The following is a 26244-nucleotide window of genomic DNA, read 5'->3' on the forward strand; positions in this document are numbered from 1 at the left end:
ACCTGAGGATATACCGTTGAAACGCCGTCTGTTTATTGCTGTTTCTTTACTTGCTTCGAGTATCACATCTGCGCTGGCTGCCGATCCGCTGGATTTCTCCCCGCAGCCACCTGCCATCCAGGCGGGGTCCTGGGTGCTGATGGATTACACTACTGGCCAGATATTAACGGCGGGCAACGAACATCAACAGCGTAATCCGGCAAGCCTGACCAAGCTGATGACGGGCTACGTCGTTGACCGCGCTATCGACAGCCATCGCATCAGCCCGGATGACATCGTCACGGTTGGGCGCGACGCCTGGGCAAAAGGTAACCCGGTCTTTGACGGATCGTCTCTGATGTTCCTGAAAGAGGGCGATCGCGTTTCCGTACGCGATCTCAGCCGGGGCCTGATTGTCGACTCCGGTAACGACGCCTGCGTGGCGCTGGCCGATCACGTCGCGGGCGGTCAGCCGCAGTTCGTGAATATGATGAATGACTATGTGCAAAAGCTGAACCTGCGCGACACCCATTTTGAAACCGTTCACGGACTGGATGCGCCAGGGCAGCACAGCTCCGCTTACGATCTGGCCGTTCTCTCCCGCGCGATCATTCACGGTGAGCCAGAGTTTTATCATATGTACAGCGAGAAGAGCCTGACCTGGAACGGCATCACCCAGCAGAACCGCAACGGCCTGCTGTGGGATAAAACCATGAACGTGGACGGTCTGAAAACGGGGCATACCTCCGGCGCGGGCTTTAACCTGATTGCCTCCGCGGTGGACGGTCAGCGTCGCTTGATCGCCGTGGTAATGGGCGCAGATAGCCCGAAGGGGCGTGAAGATCAGGCGCGCAAGCTGCTCCACTGGGGACAACAGAACTTTGATACGGTGCAGATCCTGCACAGCGGTAAAAAAGTGGGGACCGAGCGGATCTGGTACGGTGATAAAGAACAGGTAAACCTGGGAACCGATCAGGACTTCTGGCTGGCCTTGCCAAAAGCAGAAGTGCCAAACATTAAGGCTAAATACGTGCTGGATACAAAAGAGCTGCAGGCCCCGATTGCCGCCCATCAGCGGGTCGGTGAAATTCAGCTGTACGACCGCGATAAGCTGGTGGCGCACTGGCCGCTGGTCACGCTGGAACGCGTTGATAAAGGCGGTATTTTCTCTCGCCTGAGTGATTATCTGCATCACACTATCTAACCTTTCTGAGCAGACTGGCAGGGTTGCGAGTCTGCTCACATAATAAACACTCCTCGTTTGCCGATAATATTTACTCTGCTTTATAGTGTATAAATATACAGTAATAATCGGAGGCAGCATGGACTACAGCATCAAGCAGCAGCAGAAACGTAAAATCGCAGGTTTTCACCTTGTTGGGCCGTGGGAAAAAACCGTGAAGCAGGGCTTTGAACAGCTGGTCATGTGGGTGGATGGGCGTCACATTCAGCCGCTGGAGTGGGTCGCGGTTTACTACGATAATCCTGATGAGGTCCCGGCAGAAAAACTGCGCTGTGACACCGCCGTCACGGTTCCCGCCGACTTTATCATTCCCGATAACAGTGAAGGGGTGATGATGACCGAAATTGTGGCCGGGGATTATGCCGTGGCGACGGCACGCGTAGAGAATTACGACTTTGCGACCCCGTGGTACCAGTTCTTTAATTCCCTCCTGCAGGACAATAAGTACCAGATTGCCCCAAAACCCTGCTTCGAACGCTATCTCAATGATGGTAACGCAGATGGCTACTGGGACATTGAGATGTTCGTCGCGGTAGAGCACAAAGCGGGTTAACCCTGTAAAAAGTGGGATTTTTAGCCGGGGGCGATCCACCCGGCTGAAAACACAGTACAATTGTGATTTGCCGTGTAGCTGGAGAGCGGGTGTGCGTCCCGACAAATCATTAACGCCGTTTGAAATTCGGTTGTACAAACATTACCGCGTGGTGCATGGGTGTCGCATCGCGCTGGCGTTCGTGTTGACGTTTGTACTGGTTCGCTTGCTGGATGTTCCGGAGGGGACGTGGCCGCTGATTACGCTGGTGGTCGTGATGGGGCCCATCTCCTTTTGGGGAAACGTTGTTCCGCGCGCGCTTGAGCGAATTGGCGGAACCGTTTTAGGCTCCGCACTTGGGCTTATCGCCCTGAAGCTGGAGCTTATCTCGTTCCCGGTCATGCTGGCATGGTGCGGTGCCGCCATGTTCCTGTGCGGCTGGCTGGCGTTGGGCAAAAAACCTTATCAGGCCCTGCTGATTGGGATTACGCTCGCGGTGGTGGTCGGTGCGCCCGCCGGGGATATGACCACGGCGCTGTGGCGAAGTGGGGATGTGGTCCTCGGCTCGCTGCTGGCGATGCTGTTTACGGGGATTTGGCCGCAACGCGCCTTTCTGCACTGGCGTATTCAGATGGCTAATTACGTCACCGCCTTTAACCGCGTCTATCAGGCCGGTTTCTCTCCGAATCTGGTTGAACGGCCACGGCTGGAAAAACACCTGCAGAAGATCCTCAATGATGTCGTCAAAATGCGCGGCCTGATCACGCCCGCCAGCAAAGAAACCCATATTCAGAAAGCGATTTTCGAGGCCATCCAGACGGTAAGCCGCAATCTGGTCTGCATGCTTGAGCTGCAGATCAACGCCCACTGGGCCTCGCGTCCCAGCCATCTGCTGATGCTTAATGCGCATACGCTCAGAGAGACCCAGCAGATGACGCAGCAAACGCTGTTGACCATCGCCCATGCGCTCTATGAAGGCAACCCGCAGCCGATACTGGCCAACAGCGAGCGGCTGAATGAGATCGTCGCGGAGCTGAAGCAGCTAATCAATGAACGCCAGAGCGATAACGTGGCGGAAACGCCTATTCATGGCTACGTCTGGCTGAGTATGGAACTGGCGCGGCAGCTTGAGCTGCTATCGCACCTGATTTGTCGGGCGCTGCGCAAATAAAAGGCGTATGTGACGCCTGCTGCTTCGATTCAGCAGCAATTGGGGTTATGATAGCTTTAAACGATATAGCCATTGTCATTCGCAGCCGCTGTCAGTAAGGTTACTGTTACAACGGTTGCTTTAACGAATCCGAATCTCACATTATCAGGGGTGTAAAAATGGAAACTACCAAGCCTTCGTTCCAGGATGTTCTGGAATTCGTCCGCCTGTTCCGCCGCAAAAACAAACTGCAGCGTGAAATTCAGGACGTTGAGAAGAAGATCCGTGACAACCAGAAACGTGTTCTGCTGCTCGACAACCTGAGCGACTACATCAAGCCAGGCATGAGCGTTGAAGCTATTCAGGGCATCATCGCCAGCATGAAGAGCGACTATGAAGACCGCGTTGATGACTACATCATCAAAAACGCCGAGCTGTCCAAAGAGCGTCGCGACATCTCCAAGAAGCTGAAAGTGATGGGCGAAATCAAAAACGCTGAAGCAAAAAGCGAGTAATCGCTGCTAATTGTGAAAAAGGCTCTCTGGTGACAGAGAGCCTTTTTTATTACGCAGAGCGCGGCTGTAGCTGATAAATCCAGGCCTTAACCTGTTTACCCTCAAGGGTAGTGACCGTGACCTCAACCCGATTGTAGCCGTCTTCAAACTCATCCAGCATTTGCCAGTGTGCAGCAAGGTTATCAGAGATAAACAGATAGCCTTCGACGCGGGGGCCGTCCGGATGGAGCACAATCCCCGGGAAATCCGCCGCAGCGCCCCAGCCGCGTTCGTAAAACGTGCCGGATACGAAGCCAGCCTGCCATTCACCGCCAATGTTTTCAAGAATATGCGCGTTAGAGTGACCGGGGCGTAGTGTGCCGTAAACAAACAGTGCGTCCATTTATCCTCACCGGAAAAGCAAAAAGCCCGCTCGAAAGCAGGCTTTTCTAAATGTGGCTCCTCTGACTGGACTCGAACCAGTGACATACGGATTAACAGTCCGCCGTTCTACCGACTGAACTACAGAGGAATCGTTGTGGAGGCTTATCTTAGCGGCGAAAAAAGTTTTGTCAAACCTGATCTTAGGGAAAATCGACTGACTGCTGATTCTGTCGTCAGTTTGTTGTAAATCCAAACATCTTTTTTATGGAAATACTTTGCAGGATAGCCATTTCTCCCCCATCATTTGAAATGGAGTTTCAACTTTTCTCGCTAAGGTCCATTTTGAACGTCACTGCCCCCTTACGCCAGGCGATCGTGCGCACGCCCTGGTATGCAAAACGTAAAAGCTATCGTGTTCTGTTCTGGCGTGAAATCACCCCCCTTGCGGTGCCTATTTTCCTGGAGAATACCTGCGTACTGCTGATGGGCGTGCTAAGTACGTTCCTCGTCAGTTGGTTGGGCAAAGAGGCGATGGCAGGGGTCGGGCTGGCGGACAGCTTTAACATGGTGGTGATGTCTTTCTTTGCCGCTATCGATCTGGGTACAACGGTTGTCGTTGCCTTTAGTCTGGGGAAACTTGATCCGAAGCGCGCGCGCGAGGCGGCACGCCAGTCGCTGATGATCATGACGCTCTTTTCGATCGTTCTGGCGGCGGTTATCCATTACTACGGCAAAGAGATTATTGATATTGTCGCGGGCGAGGCGACCAGCGAGGTGAAAGACCTTGCGCTGACATACCTGGAAATGACGGTGTTAAGCTATCCGGCGGCGGCCATTGCCCTGATTGGCAGCGGCGCGCTGCGCGGAGCGGGCAATACTAAAATTCCGCTGCTGATCAACGGCGGGATGAATATCCTGAACATCATTATCAGTAGTGTACTGATTTACGGGGTCTTTTCCTGGGACGGTCTGGGGTTTGTTGGTGCTGGCCTTGGCCTGACTATTTCACGTTACATTGGCGCGGCAGCGATTATCGGCGTGCTGATGACGGGGATCACTCCGTCGCTGCGCCTCACGCTGAAAAGCTATTTCAGGCCGTTTAATTTTGCCATTATCTGGGAAGTGATGGGCATCGGTATTCCGGCAAGCATTGAGTCGGTGCTGTTCAACGGCGGCAAGCTGCTCACGCAGATGTTTGTGGCCGGTATGGGAACGGATGTTATCGCCGGTAACTTTATCGCCTTCTCCATCGCCTCGCTGATTAACCTGCCGGGCAATGCCCTTGGTTCCGCCTCCACGATTATCACCGGCAAACGTCTCGGGAAAGGGCAGATAGGGCAGGCGGAGCGCCAGCTCCGGCATGTCTTCTGGCTATCGACAATTGGGCTAACAATGATCGCCTGGGGAACCGCGCCTTTTGCCGGGTTGATGGCCTCGTTCTACACCCACGAAAACGACGTTAAAGAGGTGGTTAAGATCCTGATTTGGCTCAACGCCGCGTTTATGCCGATCTGGGCCGCGTCCTGGGTGTTGCCCGCTGGGTTAAAAGGCGCGCGCGATGCCCGGTTTGCCATGTGGGTATCCATGCTCGGGATGTGGGGTTGCCGCGTGGTGGCGGGCTATACGCTGGGGATTATGCTGGGAATGGGCGTTGTAGGGGTCTGGCTGGGTATGTTCCTGGACTGGGCCGTGCGCGGTGCACTGTTCTACTGGCGCATGGTAAGTGGGCGTTGGTTATGGAAATATCCACGGAAGAATGCCTGACAAATGCGCGAAATGGAGAATAAATCGGCAAACGAACGGAAATCTGCATTCTGCCTTTGACATCATCGGGGAGCATCGATAATATGCGCCCCGTTCACACGATTCCTCTGTAGTTCAGTCGGTAGAACGGCGGACTGTTAATCCGTATGTCACTGGTTCGAGTCCAGTCAGAGGAGCCAAATTTGAAAAGCCTGCTTTTAAAGCAGGCTTTTTGCTTTTCTGCGTCGGCAAAAAGCCGCACTATCCGTTCATACGAATCGGCGCCGTCGCCTCAATCAGCCACGGACGCGCATTGCTATTCACCAGCGGTGACAATGCCTCCCGTACCTGCTGATGGTATTCATCCAGCCACTGCTTTTCCTGCTCGCTCAACAGATGCAATTCGACCTGGCTTAAATCGATTGGAATCAGCGTCAGCGAGGCAAACCTGCAGAAACCCGGGCGGCTTTCCACAATCTCGACCTGGTTTTCAATGCGAATGCCGTGGCTATCGCCCAGATAGTAGCCCGGTTCGATGGTCATGATATTCCCCGCCACCAGCGGCCACGGGTTGACCTTTTTGGCGATACGATGCGGGTTTTCATGGATCAGCAGCTGATGCCCCACGCCGTGCTCGGTACCGTGATCGTAATCCAACCCCATCTCCCACAGCGGACGACGGGCGAAGGCATCCAGCTGATGTCCCTGAGTCCCTGAAGGGAACTGCAGGGTAATGAGCGACAGGAAGCCTCTCAGCACGGCGGTATAGTGCAGGCGCTGCTGCGGATCGACTTTACCCCACGCCAGCGTGCGCGTGGCATCGGTGGTGCCGTTGTGGTACTGACCACCGGAATCATTCAGATAAAAATGGTCATGTCCGATGGGCTTGTTACTGGCTTCGCTTGAGTGGTAATGGCACATCGCCGCATTGCTCGAAGAGGCGGAGATGGTTGCAAAACTCTGCTCGATGAACCCAGGCTGCTGTTGACGGAACGCCAGCTGCTGCGCCTGAACCTCCAGCTCTGTTAGCGGATTCCCTGCCGCCTCGCGCAGCGGCACTTCACGGCTCAGCCAGGCCAGGAAGTTGACCCAGGCGGCGCCGTCCTGGTGATGACACTCGCGATAACCTGCCAGCTCGACCGGGTTTTTGGTGGCCTTGATCAGGGTGATGGGGTCAGTCCGCCAGATAATTTCTCCCCTTGGCTCAATAGCGAAGCGCAGAGCCACCGGCGCGGAATCGGCATCAACCAACACCCGTTTGCCTTCAGCCATTTGCTGACAGCGTTCGATAAAAGCGTCCTGCGGCGCAATGGTAAACGCATTGCGCACCTCTGCAGGAAGTGTGCTGAGCTTATTGTCGTTAACAAACCACTCAATCCCACCATCACGACCAAGAAGGGCGAAGGAGAGAGGAACCGGGCTGAAGGGGATATCTGAACCACGCACGTTCAGCAGCCAGGCGATGTTGTCCGGCAGCGTCACGGCGAGGAAATCAGCATTGTGTTCTGCCAGCACGGCGGCAACACGCTGACGTTTTTCTGCGCTGCCTTCACCGCTGACCTCAATGGGCATTTCGCGGATAAGCCCCGCTGGCGCCGCTGGGCGGTCAGTCCACAGCGTGTCAAACGGCGAGGCATCCAGAGGCACAAGCTCGCACGGCGTGGCGGACAGCTGCTCAAACTCGGAATTTGTCATCAGCATCGCGTCAAAGGCGATGCGCGTCCCTGCCTCGACGTTTTTCGCCAGCCACTCAGCCAGCGGTTCGTTGTGAAGATGGTGTCGTCCATATTGACCTGAACGCGGGCCTGAACCTGATAACGTCCATCGACGAAGAGTAGCGCTTTGTCTTTCAGCACCAGAGCCAGACCGGCCGAGCCGTCAAAGCCCGTCAGCCAGGCCAGCTTTTCGTCGTACGGGGCGCAGTATTCGCTCTGCCAGGCATCCGCACGCGGAACGATCATTCCGTCGAGATGACTGGCTTCAAGCCAGTGGCGCAGGGCAGAGAGCGGTGATGTGGTGTGCATGGTTTTTCCTTGTTATTAGCGGAACGGCGGCTCGTTGAAGGTACGCAGCTTGCGTGAATGCAGCTTGTCGCCCTCCGCCCGAAGTAAATCAATCGCACGAATACCGATCTGCAGATGCTCAGAGATAGCCCCTTCGTAAAAACGGTTGGCCTGGCCCGGCAGCTTGATTTCGCCGTGCAGCGGCTTATCGGAGACGCACAGCAGCGTGCCGTAAGGGACGCGGAAGCGATACCCCTGCGCGGCGATGGTGGCGCTCTCCATATCAATCGCCACCGCGCGGCTCAGGTTGAACCGCAGCGCGGAGGCGGAATAACGCAGCTCCCAGTTGCGGTCATCCGTCGTCACCACCGTGCCGGTGCGCAGGCGCTGTTTAACCTCTTCACCCGGCATACCGCTGACCTCTTTGGTAGCGTCATAGAGCGCACGCTGCACTTCGGCGATGCTTGGGATCGGGATGTCCGGCGGGAGCACCGCGTCCAGCACGTGGTCATCACGCAGATAGGCGTGTGCCAGCACGTAGTCGCCAATCAGCTGGCTTTCGCGCAGGCCGCCGCAGTGGCCAATCATCAGCCACACGTCCGGACGCAGGACCGCCAGATGGTCGCAGATGGTTTTGGCGTTTGACGGGCCCACGCCGATGTTAATCAGCGTAATGCCCTGACCGTCGGCGGTGATCAGGTGCCACGCGGGCATCTGGTGTTTTTTCCACGCCAGGTCGGAAATAGCCTGCTCGGGCGCTTCGGTCTCCGCGGTGATCCAGATCCCGCCCGCGCAGGAAAGGGCAATGTACGGGCTGTCCGGATCGAGAATTTGGCTACAGCCCCAGCGGACAAACTCATCCACGTAGCGGGTGTAGTTGGTGAACAGCACAAACGGCTGGAAGTGCTCCGCAGGCGTGCCGGTGTAGTGACGCAGGCGCGCCAGCGAGAAGTCCACGCGGCGAGCATCAAAGTGCGACAGGGGAGAAAATTCCGCCGGGTGATAAATCCCGTCAGCCGTCTCATCGCCAATCTGGGAAAGCTCGGTGGTCGGGAAGTGGCGCGTCAGCCCCGCGCTCATGGAGCGATCCAGCGTCAGCGCCGAGCCGTCTATCACGTACGGATAAGGGATTTCGTGCAGCGAAGGTTCTACAGAAATGTGCGCGCCGTAATCCTGATACAGCAGCGTCAGCTGTTCCTCAAGATAGGGGCGGAACAGCGCAGGGCGGGTGACGGTGGTGCTGTAACAGCCGGAGTGGGTAAAGCGCGCGTAGGCACGGGTTTTGGGATTACTGCTGGCACTGCCGTCCCAGGTCACAGAGAGCGACGGATAAACAAAAAGGCCCTGAGTTCTGGCCTTTTCATCGGGAAGTTTCCCTGATTCGATGTATTCACTGATGGCGCTGCGCAGCGCGTTGACGGACTGTTCATACAGCGCGTCGAGTTTTTCCAGCGCCTGAGCCGGGGTCAGGCTGGAGCCCTTATTATTCATCTCTGTCTCCTTGTTCCACAGGTGTGTGACTCTACCCGATAGTATGTCACACGCCCGTGAAACAAAAGTGAGATCAGGCGTGGCGCGGCTCTTTCATAAACAGCGCCGTGGCGGCAGAGAGCAGGCAACCGGCCAGCAGATAAATCGCCACGCTGTGCCAGTTTCCGCCAGAGAAAGTCACCAGCGCGGCGGCAATAAACGGCGTAAACCCGCCACCGACTACGCTTGCCACCTGATAGCCCACGCCCGCGCCGCTGTAGCGGTAGCTTGCGCCAAACAGCTCGGTGAACATCGGTTGCTGCACGCACACCACCATGTCGTGAGCGATGTTGGCGAGCATGATGGCGAAGAAGACAATCCAGAAGATCGACTGTGCCTCCAGCGCCATAAAGAACGGCCAGGCGCTGAGGGTGCCAATCAGCGCCCCGGTAATATAGACGCGACGGCGACCAAACCGGTCCGCCAGCCAGGCGAAGCAGGGGATCGTCAGGCAGCTTATCCCGCCGACCAGCAGGCCGATATTGAGGAACAGCTCGCGGGGAAGTCCGAGGTTCTGCGTCGAGTAATTCAGCGCAAACGCGGTGACGATATACATCGTCAGCAGTTCACAGAGGCGCAGGGCGATAATTTTCAGAAAAGCGCCAGGATGCTGAACCAGCGCTTCCATCACCGGCAGCCGTTTTTTAGCGACCGGTTTTTCCCGCTGCTGCTGTTCGAATTCCGCGGACTCTTCCATCCCGTTGCGTATCCACAGCGCGGCGATGACCAGCATGATGCTGAAGATGAACGGAATGCGCCAGCCCCAGCTCAGAAACTGCTCGTCGGTGGTGAGCTGGCTGATTAAGGAGACCAGCCCGGTAGAGAGCAGCAGGCCGACGCCGTAACCCACCTGCACGCCGCTGCTGTAAAACGCTTTCTTATTTTTTGGCGCGCTCTCAACGGACAGCAGCGCCGCGCCGCCCCATTCACCGCCTACGGCGAAGCCCTGGATGGCACGCAGGGTGACCAGCAGTACCGGCGCCCACCAGCCGATGGAGGCAAACGAGGGGAGAATACCGATAAGCGCAGTGGCGATCCCCATCATCCAGACGGTGAGCATCAGCATGCGCTTGCGGCCGAGGCGGTCGCCAAAGTGGCCGAAAATCACCCCGCCCAGCGGGCGAAACAGAAAGCCGACGCCGAAGGTGGCAAACGCCGCGAGCGTGCCCATCGCGGGGCTGACCTGGGGAAAGAATTCGCGGTTAAACACCAGGGCGGCAGTGATGCCGTAAAGCAGAAAATCATACCAGTCGACGACGGCACCCGCGAAGCTGCCTAAGGCTGCGCGGCGGGCACGGTTGAGCGAAGGTGTCTCCTCGTTGGGACGTTCGGAGATGAGGGTGGAGTCCATAGTTGTCCTGTCTGTACTGATTTTTAATTATTGGTATAAGAAAAGGTCACTCACATTGCGTCCGTCATATAAACGGAACCTATGAGACTACCGCGACAAAACGCCTGAGAAAACGTTTTTATCTTTCCGGAAGGCGTTGAATAAATAAATTTCATCTTCCCCTGCCTCGAGATAAATCAGTCTGTTTGGCTCCGGTTAGTGCTGAATGGATTACAGTAATAGAAACCGCTGCGTGACTTGAGATGAGGGAAAAACGATGCAACGCACCTTTTCGGCCATATGGATTGTCCTGTTTTTATTCGCCGCACCGCTTCATGCCGAGCAGAAAGTCTATGGAGAACAGCGGATTAGCGGCTGGTGGAATACGCTGACGGAGGATATCTCCCAGACCTGGGAAGAGCCTCAACGTTACGATCTGTACCTGCCGTTCCTGAGCTGGCACGCTCGCTTTATGTACGACAAAGAAAAAACGGACAATTACAATGAAATGCCGTGGGGCGGCGGGCTGGGCGTTTCCCGCTATAACGAAGAGGGCAACTGGAGCGCGCTCTTCGCGATGATGTTCAAGGACTCCCACAACGAATGGCAGCCCGCAATGGGCTATGGCTGGGAGAAGGGCTGGTATCTGGATAATGCGAAGGATTTCCGCCTGGGGCTCGGTGCTGCAGCGGGCATCACGGCGCGAGATGATTTTGCCAACTACGTGCCGCTACCGTTCATCTTCCCGCTGTTTTCGGCCGGGTATAAGCGCGTTACCGTCCAGTTCACCTATATTCCAGGTACCTACAATAACGGCAACGTGCTCTTTGCCTGGCTGCGCTTAGGCTTTTAAAGGGTGATCACCTTTTTTGCCACGGCGTTAGACAATACCAGCATGGAGAAGAGAACAGAGGTGACGAACGTGAGCACAATCAGCGAAAGCTTTATGCCGAGGGAGGTCACCGGTATCAGCGCCGTCAGCAGGTGAAATACCGAGTAGTGCACAATATACACGCCGGTCATCGTTTTGCTGATGGCGGCCAGAACCGACTCTTTGAATTCGGCGTTCCGACGAAAGCGCACGCCGTTCGCCGCAATCACCAGCGCGATGATCAAAATGTAAATTTGAGAGCCGGTGAGAATAAAGGCGTTTCTGTCCGCCTTGAACAGCGCGAAGAAGAAGTGGCGCTCGTAAAACCAGGTGAAGAGATAGATAAACGGGATGGCGAAAACCGCCGCCCTGACGACATTTTTGCGGCTAATCAATTCGGCGATTTTCGGGTCGCAGAAGAGCTGCCCCGTCAGATAAAACAGCAGCCATGTCCACAGCCGATACTGCGGTGACAGGGAAAAGATGTGTGTTTCAGGATAAAGCGCTGATAGCAGATCGTATCCGTAGGAAAAGAGCAGCAGGGCGGCAATCGCTCCGCAGAATAGCGCTCGCCGCTGGCTGAGCCACTCCACCGCCGGATGGAAGGTGTAAATCACGACAAAGGCGAACACAAACCAGGGCTGGATTAAATACCCGCGCTGATAGGGCTCCCACAGGTAGTAGATCGTTATCCAGAACAGAAAAACAATCACCAGACTTTTAATTTTACCCAGCTGCCAGCGGGTGCCGTGCCGGGACTGTCCGTCGAGATAGCCCGAAACCACAAAAAACAGCGGCGTGGCGATGGTCGAGATAAAAGTTAAAAACCCCAGGATCCAGTGATAGTCATAATCATAATGATCCCAGGTATTGTAAATGGTAAAGAAGGTCACCGCCGTCATACAGCCCAGCGTCTTGATAATGTTCAGCCCTGTCGCATTCATTGTTATTTGGCTTCGTCCTTACGATGGAAACACGCATAGATCACGGGGAGTACCAGCAGCGTCAGGATTGTAGCAAACCCCAGTCCAAACATAATCACAACGGCCATGCTCTGGAAGAAAACGTCCAGCAGCAGCGGAGCCAGGCCAAGTACGGTGGTGAACGCGGTGAGCAGGATAGGGCGCAGGCGCGAGGTGGCGGCGTACACGATCGCCTCGTGCTGATCCTTTTGCATTTTCTGCTGCTCAATCTCTTCCACCAGCACGATGCCGTTGCGGATGAGCATTCCGCTCAGGCTCAGCAGGCCAATCAGCGCCATAAAGCCAAAGGGAATGCCGGTAATTAAAAATCCCGGCGTCACGCCGATCAATGCCAGCGGTACGGTCAGCCAGATGGCGACGGCATTTTTCACCGAGCTGAACATTAGCACCGTAATGACAAACATCACCAGATACCCGAGAGGTAGCGTAGTGAACAGCCCCTGCTGCGCTTCGCTGGAGTTTTCCGCGTCGCCTCCCCACTCAATGCTGTAGCCGTGTGGCAGGGGAAGGGCATCTACCTGCGGCTTCACGCGGGCGAGGATATCGCCGGAGGTTTGCTGGCTTAGCGGGTCCGGGTCCGTCTGAACCGTCAGCACCCGCGAGCGGTCGCGTCGAAGGATGAGCGGATCCTCCCACTCCAGCGAGAAGCGGCTGACGACGTTACTCAGCGGGATGTACTGCTGCCGCGTCTGGCTCCACACCAGCACGTTGTTCAGGTGATTGGCGTCCAGCCGTTCGCTCTCAGGCGGGCGTACCACCACGGGCAGCAGGTCGCTGCCTTCCCGGTATAGCCCCGCCCGGCTGCCGGAGAAGTTCATCTCCAGCGCGTTGTCGACGTCCTGTTTATCTACGCCAAGCTCGCGGCCCAGGGCGGCAACGTACTGTGGGCGGATCACCTTGCTGCGGTTTTGCCAGTCGTTCCTGACGCTGCCCGTGGCAGGGTCGCGGGTGAGGATGTCGTCCACCTGGCTGGCAATCAGGCGCAGCCGGTCAGGATCGGGACCTTTAATGCGCACCTCAATGGCGCTGTCGCCGGAGGGGCCAAACATCACGCGCTTGGTGCTGGCGTTGACCTGCGGATAGTTTCGCGCGATGTACTCGTCCACGTGGCGCGTCAGGGCGGAGATGTTGCGCTGATCGTCCATGCGCACCATGATCTGCGCATAGTTGCCGTACTGCCGCTGTCCGCTGTAGGTCAGAATAAAGCGCATACTTCCCTGACCAATGGTCGAGACGGTGGTTTCTACGCCGGGCTGGCCGTTAATGGTTTTTTCGATATCGCCGGTCATTTTCTCGGTCCATTTAATATCGGTGCCGTAGGGTAGCCAGAGGTCGACAAAGAAAATCGGCGTATTAGACGAAGGGAAAAAGTTTTGCCGTACGGCGCCAAAACCCCAGACAGACGCTGCCAGCAGCGCAGCCATCACAATGAGCGTCGGTGCCTTATGGTGCAGCAGCGTGTTAAGCAGGCGCTGGTAGGCGCGGTAGAGCCGTTTGTCGTAAGGATCTGACTCGTCGGTTTTATTAGGGGTGTCGTCGTTTTTAAACAACCACCACTTAATCAGCACCGGGGTGAGGGTGAGCGCCGAGAACCAGCTCAGCATCAGGGAAATCAGCAGCACCTGGAACAGGGATTTACAGTATTCCCCGGTGGAATCCTGCGACAGCCCGATAGGGGCAAACGCCAGGATGGCAATCACCGTCGCCCCCAGCAGCGGCAGGGCGGAGCGGCGGATGATGTAGTTCACGGCGGCCAGCAGAGGTGAGCCCTGCTGCCGGGCAATCAACACCCCTTCGACAATCACGATGGCGTTATCCACCAGCATGCTGAGGGCGATAATCAGCGCCCCGAGCGAGATGCGCTGCAGCTCAATGCCCCACAGATACATAATGAGCAGCGTGCCGAGCACGTTGAGCGCGAGCGAAAACGCAATGATGATCCCGCTGCGTACGCCCATAAAGATCAGCAGCACGCCGATGACAATCGCCAGCGCCATCAGAAAGTTAATAATAAAACCGTTAACGGAGTGGCCCACTTCGGCTGCCTGATCGTAAAACAGGTCTATTTGTATGCCTGCCGGTTTTTCCGCCGACATCTGGTTTAGCTTCGCCTCCAGCGCGTGGCCCACGTCGATCACGTTCACGCCGGGAATAAACGAGACGCCCATGGTGACGGCTTTTTTGCCGTTGGCATGGTAGATGCTGGCTGGCGATTCGTTCAGCCCGCGCGACAGCGTGGCGATATCGCGCAGACGCGTCGCCGCCCCGGCGCCGGAAGGCGTGATGATGAGATCCGCCAGTTCATCAAGATTCTCGAACTCACCGGTCGGGTGCAGGCGAATGGATTCGGTGCCGGAGGTGATTTCTCCTGCGCTGGAAACGACGTTAAGTCTGCTGAGCAGGGCAGAAAGCTGGTTCAGCGTAATGCCGCGCGCGGCCATTTTGGTCAGGGAAATGTCGATGTTGACCTGTTGGCTAATGGCCCCGCCGATGGCAACCTTTGCGACGCCGGGGATTAGAATCAACTCCCGGCGCAGTTGCTCCGCATATCTCACCAGTTCAGGATTACTGAATTCATCTCCGGAAATGGCGAAGAAAAAGCCGAACACGTCGCCGAAATCGTCATTCACAAAGGGCGTGACGACGCCGGGCGGGAACTGACGTGAGGCATCGCCCACGCGGCGGCGAAGTTCATCCCAAATCTGCGGCAGTTCGTTCGAGTGATAGCGTGAAGCGATGTTAACGGTGATTTGCGACAGACCGTTTGACGAGATGGAGCTCACGTTGTCCAGATAAGGCAGCTGCTGCAGGGCATTCTCCAGCGGAAGCGTCACCTCTTCTTCAACCTGCTGAGCGGATGCGCCGGGGTAGTGGGTGACCACCACTGCGGTTTTGATGGTAAAGGCGGGATCTTCCAGCCTGCCGATATTCAACAGGGCGAAAATCCCCCCGACGCCCAGCAGCAGAATCGTTAGCCAGACGCGAACAGGGTTATTAATAAATTGACGAGAGATATCCATTACAGTCCCCGTTCACGCGTCCAGATACGCACCGGCTGGTTAGCGTGGAGCTCCCCAACGCCTGCGGCCACCACGCGTTCGCCCGCCTTAAGCCCGCTGGCGATCACCACGCCTTCGGTACTCACTTGCCCCACGCTGACCTTGCGGTCTTCAAGATGGAGCGTGTCGCCTTCGCCCGTCACGACCCAGACGTGCGGCTCATTGCGCGGGCTGTTGTCCGGGTTAAAGACTGCCTCTACCGGTACGACCAGCGCCTGAGCGCCCGCACCGGCCGGGAGGTTGGTTAAATTGATGGTCACCGTACCGCTTACGCCACCGACGGCGGGAAAATCATCGGGTCGCGGCATGGTGAGTATCACCTGCCAGGTCAGGGTATTGCTGTCGCTACTGCCCGAATGCTCTTTGTAGACGGCGGTAAATTCCCGATCCGGAATGGCGTTAATTCTCACCACGGGACGATACTGCGCGTTGCGGATATCAAAGGTCTTAAACAGGTTTTCAGGGATACTGAACACCACGTCCAGCAGATCGGTACGGGTTAACGTCGCAATGGGCTGACCGGCAGACACCACCTGATGATTTCGCACGTGCACGCTGGCCGCCGTCCCGCTAAAGGGCGCAACGAGCGTCATCTGATTTAGCTCTTCCCGGGCAATCTGCAGCGCCGCATTCGCCGAATCGCGGTTCGCACGCTGCACGTCCATCTCGGCTTTTGAAATGGCCTGTCGTCCTGCCAGCGTCTGGAAGCGATCGAACTGCCTCTGGGCCAGCGTCGCCGCCGTTTGTCTGTCGTTAACCCGCTGCTGGGCCTCACGGGCGTTCAGTCTGGCAAGCTGTTGCCCCTGTTTGATGGCAGCGCCCTGACGTACATCGAGCGCTTCAATTTGCCCTGCGCGCTTGAAGGAAAGGTCTGTGGCATCGCCCGATTCAATGCGGGCAGGAAAAACGCGCTGCTGGGCGTGGCCGGGAACCGTCACCTCCGCCACTTTTACCATCCTGGGCAGGGGGGCGGTTTGCTTCGGTTTCGGGTCGCACGCCGTGAGCGTTAACAAAACGAACGGTAAAAAAGAAAGGTAGCGGTTCACTGTATTCCCCTAATAAATAACTGTTTTATTTATTCCATAACCTGGACAGGGGGTGACACTATTCAGCCAGAACAGTGACGACCATATAGGTAAATAAACCAATCGCCGTGCTGGCGATAATGGCGAGTGCAATAAACATCCCCAGGCGGATCAGACTTAAACCATACATACATTCCTCCATGAGCCGGAAGCGGTGGCTGACTATGAGCATAGTCGGCGAAAACATAAATGTTAAATAACCATTATCAGTGGGGAAGCGCTAAACCTGATATTCCTGTGCTACGTTTAATATTATTCATCTCTTTTTACCGTAACTGGCATTAAGGGCAACCCCCTGCATTTAATGCGTTTTTTTGCTTCATTCACTCTCGTGTTGGTTATAAAAAGGATGCTCGATATGTATAAAAACATTCTCGTTCCGGTGGACGTCTACGAGACAAGCCTGGCGGATAAAGCGTTGCAGCATGCACAGTTTCTGGCGCAAAGCGCTTCGGGGGACATTCATTTGCTGCACGTCATGCCCAAATTTTCAGCCGAACTGACGCGTGGTTTTATTTCAGATGCGCGCAAAATGGATGAATATATGATTAATAATTCGAAAGAAAAGCTGTCTGATCTGGTCAAAAAAGTGAATCTGCCAGAAGCGCGTGTTCATCTCCATGTCCGTAGCGGGAACGTTCGTGATGAGGTTATAAAGCTGGCGGATGAACTGGCTGTCGGCGCGATTATTGTCGGCTCGCGAAATCCCAATATTCAAACCCATTTGTTAGGATCGGAGGCGGCAAGTATTGTTCGCTACGCTCATGTCCCTGTTTTCGTTATTCGTTAATTACAGAGAAGCAAGGTGATTTCTGAATAGAACCTGAGGAAGGAACGATGAAAACAGGAAAACCTGAACGTCCGTATTATCAACAAACCGTTGACGAAACCCTGTCGAATATCCACTCCACCCTGGAAGGCCTTAGCGGCACTGAGGCATCCGCCCGGCTTCAGCAGCACGGTGAGAATGCGTTACCGCAAAAAAAGGGCAAGCCCGCCTGGCTGCGCTTCCTGGCGCATTTTAACGACGTATTGATTTACGTTCTGCTGGTGGCCGCGTTGCTTAAGCTCTTTATGGGCCATTGGGTAGACATGTTTGTAATCCTGGGTGTTGCCATCATTAACGCGCTGATTGGCCATATCCAGGAGAGCAATGCAGAAAAATCGTTGCAGAGTATTCGCAATATGCTCTCCAGCGAAGCCGTGGTGGTACGACAGGGGAATCATGAAACGATCCCCACCACGGCGCTGGTCCCGGGGGATATCGTGGTGATCCGTGCCGGGGATCGTATCCCTGCGGATCTGCGCGTGATTGAAGCGCACAACCTGCGCGTGGAGGAGGCCATCCTGACCGGCGAATCCACCGTTGTTGAGAAAAACAGCGATGCGTTAAGCGGGGAACTGCCTTTGGGTGACCGGTATAATCTGCTCTACTCAGGCACCACCGTCAGCTCCGGCGGCGGTAAAGGCGTGGTGGTGGCAACCGGGGGTGAGACCGAGCTGGGCCACATCAATCAGATGATGTCAGACATTGAAAAGCACCGCACGCCGCTGATGGTGCAGATGGATAAGCTCGGTAAGACCATCTTCATCACTATCCTGGTGATGATGGTGGCGCTGTTCGTCTTTAGCCTCCTGTTCCGGGATATGCCGGTTTCTGAACTGGTGCTGTCGCTTATTAGCCTCGCCGTTGCCGCCGTGCCGGAAGGTCTGCCGGCCATCATCTCCATCATCCTTTCGCTTGGCGTACAGGCCATGGCGCGTCGCAAGGCCATCATTCGCAAGCTGCCCACGGTGGAAACGCTGGGGGCAATGACGGTCATCTGCTCGGATAAAACCGGCACCCTGACGATGAATGAAATGACGGTCAAAGCGGTGATTACCGCTGACACGACCTATCGCGTGGAGGGCGACAGCTACGAACCGGTGGGGAATATTCACCCCGTAGATGATCCAACGCCCGTCAGCGTGACGCAGGGTTCCCTGCTGGAACGCTACCTGCGCACCATTGACCTCTGTAATGACAGCCAGCTGATCAAAGACGAGCAGGGGCTGTGGAAAATCACCGGGGGCCCAACCGAGGGCGCGCTGAAGGTGCTGGCGGCGAAAATCCCGCTCCCACCGCTCGATACCGAAATGCGCAGTAAAATCCCGTTTGATTCGCAGTATAAATACATGTCCACGCTGTACCGGCTGGGCGATGACGAGGTGATTTTGATCACCGGCGCACCGGACGTCCTGTTCCGCCTCTGCCAGTACCAGCAGACGAATGACGGACTGCAGCCGTTCGATCAGCCTTACTGGGAAGGGAAGATTGAAGAGTATGCCCGGGAAGGTCTACGCATGGTGGCTGCGGCCTGGAAACCTGCCCGCGAGGGACAGCGCGAGCTGGATCACCCGGACCTGCATGATGGCGTGATCCTGCTGGGTATTGCAGGAATGATGGATCCGCCGCGTCCGGAGGCCATTACCGCCATTGCCGACTGTCTGCAGGCCGGGATCCGCGTGAAAATGATCACCGGCGATCACCCGCAAACGGCAATGAGCATTGGGCAAATGTTGGGGATAGGTAACGCCGCAAGCGCGATCACCGGACGCGAGCTGGAGGCGATGGACGATCGTCAGCTGAGCGACGCCGCCCAGCAGTACGATATTTTCGCCCGAACCAGCCCGGAGGATAAATTCCGCCTTGTGCAGGCTCTGCAAAGTAAACAGGAAGTGGTGGGCATGACCGGGGATGGCGTAAATGATGCCCCGGCGCTCAAGCGGGCGGATGTGGGTATCGCCATGGGGATTAAGGGGACGGAAGTCACCAAGGAAGCCGCCGACATGGTGTTAACGGATGACAACTTTGCCACCATTGCCCGTGCGGTGCACGAGGGACGTCGGGTTTACGATAACCTGAAAAAGACCATTCTGTTCGTTATCCCTAGCAACATCGCGCAGGCTCTGCTGATCATCATCGCGCTGCTGGCGGGGAACCTGATCCCGCTAACGCCGGTCCTGATCCTGTGGATGAACATGGCGACGTCGGCCACGCTGTCGTTTGGCCTGGCGTTTGAAGCGGGTGAGAAGAACATCATGAACCGGCCACCGCGCAAGGCGAATCTCCACGTGATGGACGGCTATGCCATCTGGCGCGTGGTGTTTGTCGGTCTGATGATTGCCATCAGCGCCTTTGTGCTGGAGGCCTGGCTACAGCCGCGCGGCTATTCGGCGGAATTTATCCGCACCGTGCTGCTGCAAACCCTGGTCACTGCGCAGTGGTTCTACATGCTCAACTGCCGCGTGAATGACGGCTTCTCGCTGAGCAAAGGCCTGCTGGCGAATAAAGGGATTTGGATCGTCAGCGGCGTACTGCTGGCGCTACAGCTTCTTATCATTTACGCACCCTTCATGCAGATGCTGTTTGGCACCGAAGCGCTGCCGTTCCGCTACTGGGTCATCACCTTGCTGATTGGCTTTGTGATGTTCCTTATTGTCGAGGCGGAAAAAGTACTGACGCGCAGGTGGCGCAAAACCGAGGCGTGATAGCGTAAACTGAGAAAGCCTGCCTGAGCCCGGGCTTTCTCTTTTTATGAGCACAGGAAACTATGATTCGACTTGTCTGGTTCGTCCTTACGCTGTGCGCCGCCGTTCCCGGTGCGTTTGCCGTCACCTATCCACTTCCGCCGGAAGGCAGCCGTCTGGTGGGAACCCCGATTATCATCACCGTTCCCGAAGGCAACACGCTGCCTCTGGAAGCCTTTGCCGCGCAGTACGGGCAGGGGCTGAGCAACCTGCTGGAAGCAAACCCGGGCGTGGATCCTTTTCTGCCCAAATCCGGCACCCGTCTGGTAATCCCTCAGCAGCTGATTTTGCCCGACACCGTCCGCGAGGGGATCATCGTGAATGCGGCGGAAATGCGCCTCTACTACTATCCGCCTGGCGGCAGCACCGTTGAAGTGCTGCCCATCGGTATCGGCCAGGCCGGGCGTGAAACCCCGCGTAACTGGGTGACGGCCGTTGAGCGTAAGCAGGAGGGGCCAACCTGGTCTCCGACGCCGAATACGCGCCGCGCCTATGCGGCAGAGGGGAAAACGCTTCCGGCGTTCGTGCCGGCCGGGCCGGATAACCCGATGGGGCTGTATGCGATTTATATCGGCAGGCTCTATGCCATTCACGGCACAAACTCGAATTTCGGCATCGGGCTGCGGGTGAGCCAGGGCTGTATTCGTCTGCGTAATAACGACATCAAATATCTTTTCGATAATGTTCCCGTAGGTACCCGCGTGCAGCTTATCGACAGGCCCGTTAAAACCACCACCGAGCCGGACGGCAGCCGCTGGGTTGAGGTTCATGAGCCATTATCACGTAACCGCGCGGAATTTGAGTCAACCCGGAAAGTGCCTCTGCCCATTTCAGCCGCACAGCGGACAGAGTTGGTAAACGAGGGGGCGGGCGCTGAGCTGGAACGGCGGTCGGGGATGCCGGTGAAGCTCAGCGATTGAGTTCGTTTCGCCCGGTGGCGCTGCGCTTACCGGGCCTACAGCCCCGTAGGTCGGGTAAGACGAAGCCGCCACCCGACAATTTTTCCCGACGCAGAAAAGCAAAAAGCCTGCTTTAAAAGCAGGCTTTTCAAATTTGGCTCCTCTGACTGGACTCGAACCAGTGACATACGGATTAACAGTCCGCCGTTCTACCGACTGAACTACAGAGGAATCGTGTGAACGGGGCGCATATTATCGACCTGCGTTCGCCTTGTCAAAGGATGGATCAACACCTTTTGATCGTTTGCTGACAAAATCAGCAAAGTGGCGCTTTTGCCAACGTAATGCACCGTCATGGTGCGAACATACCCCTAATGGGGCAGATCATAAACCGCTGTTTCAGTCATTAAACCCCCATCCATGATTAGCTTTCCTTATTTTCAGCCGCTTAACAGCAAATCAGACCTCTTCGTAAAACTGGCATTCATATTGCAAAACCAGTTCAACAACGACAGCCGGTTCCGGCACAGTTTTTTGAACAGGGGGCAAAATGAACTTAAGACGACTGAAATACTTCGTAAAAATCGTCGATATCGGCAGCCTGACTCAAGCGGCAGAAGTGCTGCATATCGCGCAGCCTGCGCTGAGCCAGCAGGTGGCTACGCTGGAAGGCGAAATGGATCAGCAATTGCTGATCCGCACCAAGCGCGGCGTAACGCCAACAGAAGCAGGTAAAATTTTGTATACCCATGCCCGCACTATTCTACGTCAGTGTGAACAGGCGCAGCTGGCGGTAAACAATGTCGGCCAGACCCTGAGCGGGCACGTTTCCATTGGTTTAGCGCCAGGAACCGCGGCATCGTCTATCACCATGCCATTGCTGCAGGCCGTTCGCGCTGAGCTGCCTGAAGTGCTGGTCTACCTGCACGAAAACAGCGGTTCCGTACTGAATGACAAACTGCTCAACGGCCAGCTGGATATGGCCGTCCTTTACGATCGCTCTCCCGTCGCCGGGATCACCAGCCAGCCGCTGCTGAAAGAAGATCTTTATCTGGTCGGCACCCGCGACTGCCCGGGTCAGAGCGTTGATTTAACCGCCGTGGCCGAGATGAATCTCTTCCTGCCGCGCGACTATAGCGCCGTGCGCGTGCGCGTGGACGAAGCGTTCTCCCTGCGCCGCCTGACGGCTAAAATTATTGGCGAAATTGACTCAATCTCCACGCTGACCGCGGCCATTGCCAGCGGAATGGGAGTAACGGTCCTGCCGGAGTCCGCCGCCCGCTCGCTGTGCAGTGCGGCAAACGGCTGGATGGCGCGGATCACCACGCCTTCCATGAGCCTGCCGCTGTCGCTGAACATGTCCGCTCGCGGTTCGCTGTCGCCGCAGGCGCAGGCGGTAAAAGAGATTTTGATGTCGCTGGTCAGCAAGCCGTCGCTTGAGAACCGTGAACTCCAGCTCGTGAGCTGATATTCCATAAAAGAATAAGATGCTGGTTTTTATTATTTGTTCTGCAGCTCGGCTGACTCTAACAATAGAGCTATGTCAGATGCGCCGGAGTGAATCGTGAATTTCCAGCAACTTAAAATTATCCGTGAGGCGGCCAGGCGGGACTACAACCTAACCGAAGTCGCTAACATGCTTTATACATCCCAGTCGGGCGTCAGCCGCCATATTCGCGAGCTGGAAGAGGAACTGGGGATAGAGATTTTTATCCGTCGCGGCAAGCGTCTGCTTGGGATGACGGAGCCGGGCAAGGCATTGCTGACCATCGCTGAGCGGATCCTCAACGAGGCCAGCAACGTGCGTCGTCTGGCGGATCTCTTCACCAATGACGCTTCGGGCGTGCTCACCATCGCCACTACCCACACGCAGGCGCGCTACAGCCTGCCGCCGGTGATTAAAGCCTTCCGCGAACTTTTCCCGGATGTCCGTCTGGAGCTTATTCAGGGCACGCCGCAGGAAATTGAAGTGCTGCTGCAAAACGGCGGGGCAGATATCGGCATTGCCAGCGAGCGTCTGAGCAACGACCCGCTGCTGGTGGCGTTCCCCTGGTTCCGCTGGTACCACAGCTTATTACTCCCGGTCGATCATCCGCTGAATCAGGTCTCACCCCTGACGCTGGAAGACATTGCGAAATGGCCGCTGATCACTTACCGCCAGGGCATTACCGGACGCTCGCGCATTGATGAAGCCTTCAACCGCAAAGGGCTCACGCCGGACGTGGTGCTGAGCGCGCAGGACTCCGACGTGATCAAAACTTACGTCGAGCTGGGTCTGGGCATTGGCCTGGTGGCGGAACAGTCCAGCGGGGAACGCGAAGACGGGAACCTCGTGCGTCTTGATACGCGTCACCTGTTTGACGCCAATACCGTCTGGCTTGGCCTGAAGCGCGGGCAGCTGCAGCGCAACTATGTGTGGCGTTTTATCGAGCTGTGCAATGCCGGGCTGTCGGTGGACGAAATTAAACGTCAGGTGATGGAGCCGGAAGAAGTGGCGATTGATTACCAGATTTAGCCGCTGGCTTGCCCGGTAGCGCTGCGCTGGCCGGGCTCGTCGCTCAGTTGAAAGGATATTTTTAAAAACTGGCTGTGATTCGAATGATTCGGCAACCTGCTCGGGGGCGACCTGAGCCTCAAAATAATTCCGTATCTGCGACGACTCCATCTGCCGTCACCTGTCCTCGCAGCGTGGCGCTGGAGGCAGTTGACCGGATCCTGACTTTTTTCGATGCTGCTCGTAACAAAATGAATATCCGATAAGGCATACACAGAATTACTCCGGCACGCATTCTGTATTCTCCTAACCCCACAAGAATCTTCTTTTCTCTCTCAGCATAATCATTGCTATAGCTTTTCATGTATATAGCTTTTGATCTATATTTGCTGGGAGGTCTTGTGTGGGCAATTAATACGACGGACAGGTTTGATCGCTGGTTCACTTCGCTTGACGATACAGATCGCGCCAGCGTACTTGCAGCAATGCTTGTTTTGCGAGAGAAGGGGCCGGGTTTATCAAGACCCTACGCCGATACGCTTAAAGGCTCTCGTCACAGCAACATGAAAGAGCTACGTATTCAGAGTAAGGGTGATCCATTGTTACTGGCTGAATACATTAAAAGAGAGGGAATAGCACGATGGGAAGAACCCTTGAGCAGCTTATAGCGGATGAAAAGCCGGAGGTTGTCGCCAGCGCTCAGGCGATAGCAACGGATATTTTGCTCAACATTCATCTGGCTGAGTTACGTGAGAAAGTCCATAAAACGCAAGTAGAGATGGCACAGGCTCTGGGTATCAGGCAGCCTACCGTTGCGGTAATGGAAAAGCCCGGGCGCGATTTGAAACTCTCTTCACTTAAGCGTTACGTTGAGGCTGCGGGCGGAAAGCTGCGGCTTGATGTTGAACTGCCAGATGGCTCGCACTATGAGTTTGTGCTGTAGGGCAGAAGAATGATGGACAAAGTCGCTTGTTTATCCGCCCGATCTGGCGCCTGTAAAGTGTCTTTGTGTTCACCGGACAGATTTCGCCCCTGCTGTTCTCACGGCTGCGGGCTGCACGTTTGCTGACGTGACTGTACGGATTCCAGTTTGAGATTAAGGTGATTGCCAGGCTGCCCACGAACCATGATAAGACAGAGGTAAATTGATGAAAGCAGCGGTTTATGACGTGGAAGGCGCTCCCGACGTCCTGCAATACATTGATGTCCCGGATCCTGTCGCAGGGCCTGACGATGTCCTGATTTCTGTCGAGGCAATCTCGATTGAAGGGGGAGATCTGATCAATCGGCGCTCAACGCCGCCGCCTCTTCCTTCGTGGATCGTCGGCTACGCGGCCGCGGGCACGGTGGTTGCCGTCGGAGCGAAAGTTCGTAACCGCAGGGTCGGAGACAGAGTGGCTGCGTTTAGCATGCAGGGATCGCATGCGGAACGTTGGGCTGTGCCTGCAAAACGAACCTGGCTAATACCAGACGGGGTGGATGCAGCAGACGCGGCGGTGGTACCGATCTCTTTTGGAACCGCGCACCACTGCCTTTTCACACGAGGCATGCTCCGGCACGGAGAAACCGTCCTGATTCAGGCAGCCGCGGGGGGCGTCGGGCTCGCGGCCGTTCAGCTTGCCTCACAGGCAGGCGCGACGGTCATCGCCGTGGCAAGCGGAACGCAGAGAAGAAGTCGGTTGCGTGAATGGGGTGCCGATTATGTCGTGGATCGTGTAGAGGATAACGTCGTTGACAGTGTCCGAGAATACACTAATGGTGCCGGTGTTGACCTCGTCATCGATCCGGTGGGGACGACGTTGCCTGTCTCGCTCTCTGCACTCGCGCCGGAAGGACGTCTCGTCTTCGTCGGCAATGCGGGCGGTGACAGCCTGACTGTCGACCTGTGGCCGCCAATGCAGTCTAACCAGACGCTCATGGGGGTATTCATGGGGCCCCTTTTTGAAAGGCCTGACGTTCGGACAAGCGTGGACGACATGCTGCAGGCTGTGGCAGAAGGGCGCATCAGGGTTGTCATTGACCGCATCTTCCCCCTGGCAAACGCCGCCGCGGCCCATGAATACGCTGAGACAGCGAAACCGCTTGGCCGCATCGTTATGACGCCGTGAGAGAGGGGGCCTCAACCTGGCCCCCACACAGCGCCGATCCGGAAGCCGCCTCGCATTTCGTCTATCCGTCCTTCGATGGATAACGGCTTTCTGCACTCTTCATTACGAAAACGAAATCACCATGAATCTGATGAATAATTGCGCACCATCCGCCACGAATGTTATATTAAAATATAATATTCGGAGGTGCGCTATGTATACAACTCGCCTGAAAAAGGTTGGCGGATCCATCATGCTGGCGGTTCCTCCCGCCGTGCTGAAAACGCTGGAGCTGTCGACGGACAGCGAAGTCGGCATAACCATTAATAATGGCTGCCTGATTATTGAACCCCAGAAACGGCCTCATTATTCGCTTGAGGAGCTGCTGGCGCAGTGCGATCCGCACGCTGAAATGAGCGAAGAGGAGCGGGAATGGATTGATGCGCCTGCAGTAGGCAAGGAGATCCTGTAAATGGACAGAGGGGAAATCTGGCTTGTTTCACTGAATCCGATTGCTGGCCATGAGCAAAGTGGAAAACGCCCGGTACTCATCGTATCGAAGGCATCGTTTAACAAGCTGACCCGGCTACCGGTAGTGGTTCCCGTCACCAGCGGCGGAAACTTTGCTCGTACAGCAGGTTTCACCGTTTCACTGGAAGGGGCGGGGACAAAAACAACAGGCATTATTCGCTGCGACCAGCCCAGAACCCTTGATATGGCTGCCCGAAACGGCATGCGGCTGGAACGCATACCTGACGCCGTTGTAAATGAGGTGCTTGCCAGGCTGGATGCGATTCTGAATTAACAT

General features: G+C 56.1%; 21 protein-coding genes, 3 tRNA genes and 2 pseudogenes. 17 read left to right on the forward strand and 9 right to left on the reverse strand.

The window, feature by feature from the left end:
• Positions 1-16 precede the first annotated feature (16 nt).
• From dacD to KK102_RS10825, 4 genes are all read left to right on the forward strand, one after another.
• A complete protein-coding gene (gene dacD / locus KK102_RS10810) occupies positions 17-1183 on the forward strand; it encodes a serine-type D-Ala-D-Ala carboxypeptidase DacD (RefSeq protein ID WP_126546243.1) in 1167 nt (388 codons plus the stop codon).
• Positions 1184-1301: 118 nt separating this feature from the next.
• Positions 1302-1775, forward strand: a complete 474-nt coding sequence (gene sbmC / locus KK102_RS10815; RefSeq protein WP_126546244.1) for a DNA gyrase inhibitor SbmC — start codon at positions 1302-1304, stop codon at positions 1773-1775.
• A gap of 91 nt (positions 1776-1866) precedes the next feature.
• Positions 1867-2925 (forward strand): FUSC family protein, encoded by a 1059-nt coding sequence (locus tag KK102_RS10820; protein WP_126546245.1) that lies wholly within the window; start codon positions 1867-1869, stop codon positions 2923-2925.
• A 158-nt stretch (positions 2926-3083) separates the two neighbouring features.
• Positions 3084-3419 (forward strand): DUF496 family protein, encoded by a 336-nt coding sequence (locus tag KK102_RS10825; protein WP_010432067.1) that lies wholly within the window; start codon positions 3084-3086, stop codon positions 3417-3419.
• A gap of 49 nt (positions 3420-3468) precedes the next feature.
• Here the strand turns inward: KK102_RS10825 and KK102_RS10830 are convergent, their stop codons facing one another.
• Positions 3469-3801, reverse strand: a complete 333-nt coding sequence (locus tag KK102_RS10830) for a gamma-glutamylcyclotransferase family protein (RefSeq protein WP_216357570.1) — start codon at positions 3799-3801, stop codon at positions 3469-3471.
• Positions 3802-3854: 53 nt separating this feature from the next.
• A tRNA-Asn gene (locus tag KK102_RS10835) sits at positions 3855-3930 on the reverse strand.
• Between the two features lie 161 nt (positions 3931-4091).
• Between KK102_RS10835 and emmdR the strand changes: the two genes are divergently transcribed.
• A complete protein-coding gene (gene emmdR, locus KK102_RS10840) occupies positions 4092-5546 on the forward strand; it encodes a multidrug efflux MATE transporter EmmdR (RefSeq protein WP_216357571.1) in 1455 nt (484 codons plus the stop codon).
• A gap of 103 nt (positions 5547-5649) precedes the next feature.
• Positions 5650-5725 (forward strand) — tRNA-Asn (locus tag KK102_RS10845).
• Positions 5726-5786: 61 nt separating this feature from the next.
• Here the strand turns inward: KK102_RS10845 and KK102_RS10850 are convergent.
• The 3 genes and pseudogenes from KK102_RS10850 to shiA all read right to left on the reverse strand — a co-directional run bounded on the left by KK102_RS10850 (position 5787) and on the right by shiA (position 10409).
• A pseudogene (locus KK102_RS10850) lies at positions 5787-7549 on the reverse strand (aminopeptidase P family protein).
• A gap of 15 nt (positions 7550-7564) precedes the next feature.
• Positions 7565-9019, reverse strand: a complete 1455-nt coding sequence (locus KK102_RS10855; RefSeq protein ID WP_010432073.1) for an AMP nucleosidase — start codon at positions 9017-9019, stop codon at positions 7565-7567.
• A gap of 73 nt (positions 9020-9092) precedes the next feature.
• On the reverse strand, positions 9093-10409 hold the full coding sequence (gene shiA / locus KK102_RS10860; protein ID WP_216357572.1) for a shikimate transporter: 1317 nt from the start codon (positions 10407-10409) through the stop codon (positions 9093-9095).
• A 256-nt stretch (positions 10410-10665) separates the two neighbouring features.
• On the opposite strand from shiA, the gene pagP reads away from it, so the two are divergent.
• Positions 10666-11241 (forward strand): lipid IV(A) palmitoyltransferase PagP, encoded by a 576-nt coding sequence (pagP, locus tag KK102_RS10865; protein ID WP_174339782.1) that lies wholly within the window; start codon positions 10666-10668, stop codon positions 11239-11241.
• Here pagP and KK102_RS10870 read toward each other — a convergent pair.
• From KK102_RS10870 to KK102_RS10880, 3 genes are read right to left on the reverse strand one after another with little or no spacing between them, the layout of a single operon-like run.
• Complete coding sequence (locus KK102_RS10870; protein WP_216357573.1) at positions 11238-12203, reverse strand: acyltransferase; 966 nt, start codon at positions 12201-12203, stop codon at positions 11238-11240. The genes pagP and KK102_RS10870 overlap by 4 nt on opposite strands.
• 2 nt (positions 12204-12205) lie before the next feature.
• A complete protein-coding gene (locus KK102_RS10875) occupies positions 12206-15262 on the reverse strand; it encodes an efflux RND transporter permease subunit (protein WP_216357574.1) in 3057 nt (1018 codons plus the stop codon).
• Positions 15262-16347: an efflux RND transporter periplasmic adaptor subunit gene (locus KK102_RS10880; RefSeq protein WP_216357575.1), complete on the reverse strand. Its 1086-nt coding sequence runs from the start codon at positions 16345-16347 to the stop codon at positions 15262-15264. The genes KK102_RS10875 and KK102_RS10880 overlap by 1 nt, the downstream gene beginning before the upstream one ends.
• Positions 16348-16744: 397 nt before the next feature.
• Here KK102_RS10880 and KK102_RS10885 point away from each other — a divergent pair, with 397 nt between their 5' ends.
• The 3 genes from KK102_RS10885 (at position 16745) to ldtA (ending at position 20876) form a co-directional block, all read left to right on the forward strand.
• Positions 16745-17176 (forward strand): universal stress protein, encoded by a 432-nt coding sequence (locus tag KK102_RS10885; protein ID WP_126546512.1) that lies wholly within the window; start codon positions 16745-16747, stop codon positions 17174-17176.
• 47 nt (positions 17177-17223) lie between these two features.
• Complete coding sequence (locus KK102_RS10890) at positions 17224-19917, forward strand: cation-transporting P-type ATPase (protein ID WP_216357576.1); 2694 nt, start codon at positions 17224-17226, stop codon at positions 19915-19917.
• A gap of 62 nt (positions 19918-19979) precedes the next feature.
• Positions 19980-20876 carry a L,D-transpeptidase gene (ldtA, locus tag KK102_RS10895; RefSeq protein WP_216357577.1) on the forward strand — a complete coding sequence of 299 codons (897 nt, stop codon included), beginning with the start codon at positions 19980-19982 and terminating at the stop codon, positions 20874-20876.
• A gap of 134 nt (positions 20877-21010) precedes the next feature.
• Here the strand turns inward: ldtA and KK102_RS10900 are convergent.
• Positions 21011-21086, reverse strand: a tRNA-Asn gene (locus KK102_RS10900).
• A gap of 319 nt (positions 21087-21405) precedes the next feature.
• Between KK102_RS10900 and nac the strand changes: the two genes are divergently transcribed.
• From nac to KK102_RS10935, 7 genes and pseudogenes are all read left to right on the forward strand, one after another.
• Positions 21406-22323 carry a nitrogen assimilation transcriptional regulator NAC gene (nac, locus tag KK102_RS10905; RefSeq protein WP_010432103.1) on the forward strand — a complete coding sequence of 306 codons (918 nt, stop codon included), beginning with the start codon at positions 21406-21408 and terminating at the stop codon, positions 22321-22323.
• 96 nt (positions 22324-22419) lie between these two features.
• Positions 22420-23370, forward strand: a complete 951-nt coding sequence (gene cbl, locus KK102_RS10910; RefSeq protein WP_010432106.1) for an HTH-type transcriptional regulator Cbl — start codon at positions 22420-22422, stop codon at positions 23368-23370.
• Positions 23371-23750: 380 nt separating this feature from the next.
• Positions 23751-23951, forward strand: a pseudogene (locus KK102_RS10915) (type II toxin-antitoxin system RelE/ParE family toxin); the annotation flags it as partial.
• Positions 23952-23989: 38 nt separating this feature from the next.
• A complete protein-coding gene (locus KK102_RS10920; RefSeq protein WP_182945657.1) occupies positions 23990-24292 on the forward strand; it encodes a helix-turn-helix domain-containing protein in 303 nt (100 codons plus the stop codon).
• A gap of 205 nt (positions 24293-24497) precedes the next feature.
• Complete coding sequence (locus tag KK102_RS10925; protein WP_216357579.1) at positions 24498-25457, forward strand: quinone oxidoreductase family protein; 960 nt, start codon at positions 24498-24500, stop codon at positions 25455-25457.
• Between the two features lie 193 nt (positions 25458-25650).
• Entirely contained in the window at positions 25651-25908 is a 258-nt protein-coding gene (locus KK102_RS10930; RefSeq protein WP_216357580.1) for an AbrB/MazE/SpoVT family DNA-binding domain-containing protein, read from the forward strand.
• On the forward strand, positions 25909-26241 hold the full coding sequence (locus tag KK102_RS10935; protein ID WP_216357581.1) for a type II toxin-antitoxin system PemK/MazF family toxin: 333 nt from the start codon (positions 25909-25911) through the stop codon (positions 26239-26241).
• Positions 26242-26244 lie beyond the last annotated feature (3 nt).

The sequence above is a fragment of the Enterobacter quasimori genome, from assembly GCF_018597345.1.
GTDB lineage: Bacteria > Pseudomonadota > Gammaproteobacteria > Enterobacterales > Enterobacteriaceae > Enterobacter > Enterobacter mori.

What these genes read in the sequence shown, in the direction of transcription:
- sbmC (WP_126546244.1), top strand. Translation starts at nt 1,302, where the DNA reads ATGGACTACAGCATCAAGCAGCAGCAGAAACGTAAAATCGCAGGTTTT.
- KK102_RS10825 (WP_010432067.1), top strand. Translation starts at nt 3,084, where the DNA reads ATGGAAACTACCAAGCCTTCGTTCCAGGATGTTCTGGAATTCGTCCGC.
- KK102_RS10830 (WP_216357570.1), bottom strand. Translation starts at nt 3,801, where the DNA reads ATGGACGCACTGTTTGTTTACGGCACACTACGCCCCGGTCACTCTAAC.
- emmdR (WP_216357571.1), top strand. Translation starts at nt 4,092, where the DNA reads ATGGAGTTTCAACTTTTCTCGCTAAGGTCCATTTTGAACGTCACTGCC.
- KK102_RS10855 (WP_010432073.1), bottom strand. Translation starts at nt 9,019, where the DNA reads ATGAATAATAAGGGCTCCAGCCTGACCCCGGCTCAGGCGCTGGAAAAA.
- shiA (WP_216357572.1), bottom strand. Translation starts at nt 10,409, where the DNA reads ATGGACTCCACCCTCATCTCCGAACGTCCCAACGAGGAGACACCTTCG.
- pagP (WP_174339782.1), top strand. Translation starts at nt 10,666, where the DNA reads ATGCAACGCACCTTTTCGGCCATATGGATTGTCCTGTTTTTATTCGCC.
- KK102_RS10870 (WP_216357573.1), bottom strand. Translation starts at nt 12,203, where the DNA reads ATGAATGCGACAGGGCTGAACATTATCAAGACGCTGGGCTGTATGACG.
- KK102_RS10875 (WP_216357574.1), bottom strand. Translation starts at nt 15,262, where the DNA reads ATGGATATCTCTCGTCAATTTATTAATAACCCTGTTCGCGTCTGGCTA.
- KK102_RS10885 (WP_126546512.1), top strand. Translation starts at nt 16,745, where the DNA reads ATGTATAAAAACATTCTCGTTCCGGTGGACGTCTACGAGACAAGCCTG.
- KK102_RS10890 (WP_216357576.1), top strand. Translation starts at nt 17,224, where the DNA reads ATGAAAACAGGAAAACCTGAACGTCCGTATTATCAACAAACCGTTGAC.
- ldtA (WP_216357577.1), top strand. Translation starts at nt 19,980, where the DNA reads ATGATTCGACTTGTCTGGTTCGTCCTTACGCTGTGCGCCGCCGTTCCC.
- nac (WP_010432103.1), top strand. Translation starts at nt 21,406, where the DNA reads ATGAACTTAAGACGACTGAAATACTTCGTAAAAATCGTCGATATCGGC.
- KK102_RS10920 (WP_182945657.1), top strand. Translation starts at nt 23,990, where the DNA reads ATGGGAAGAACCCTTGAGCAGCTTATAGCGGATGAAAAGCCGGAGGTT.
- KK102_RS10925 (WP_216357579.1), top strand. Translation starts at nt 24,498, where the DNA reads ATGAAAGCAGCGGTTTATGACGTGGAAGGCGCTCCCGACGTCCTGCAA.
- KK102_RS10930 (WP_216357580.1), top strand. Translation starts at nt 25,651, where the DNA reads ATGTATACAACTCGCCTGAAAAAGGTTGGCGGATCCATCATGCTGGCG.
- KK102_RS10935 (WP_216357581.1), top strand. Translation starts at nt 25,909, where the DNA reads ATGGACAGAGGGGAAATCTGGCTTGTTTCACTGAATCCGATTGCTGGC.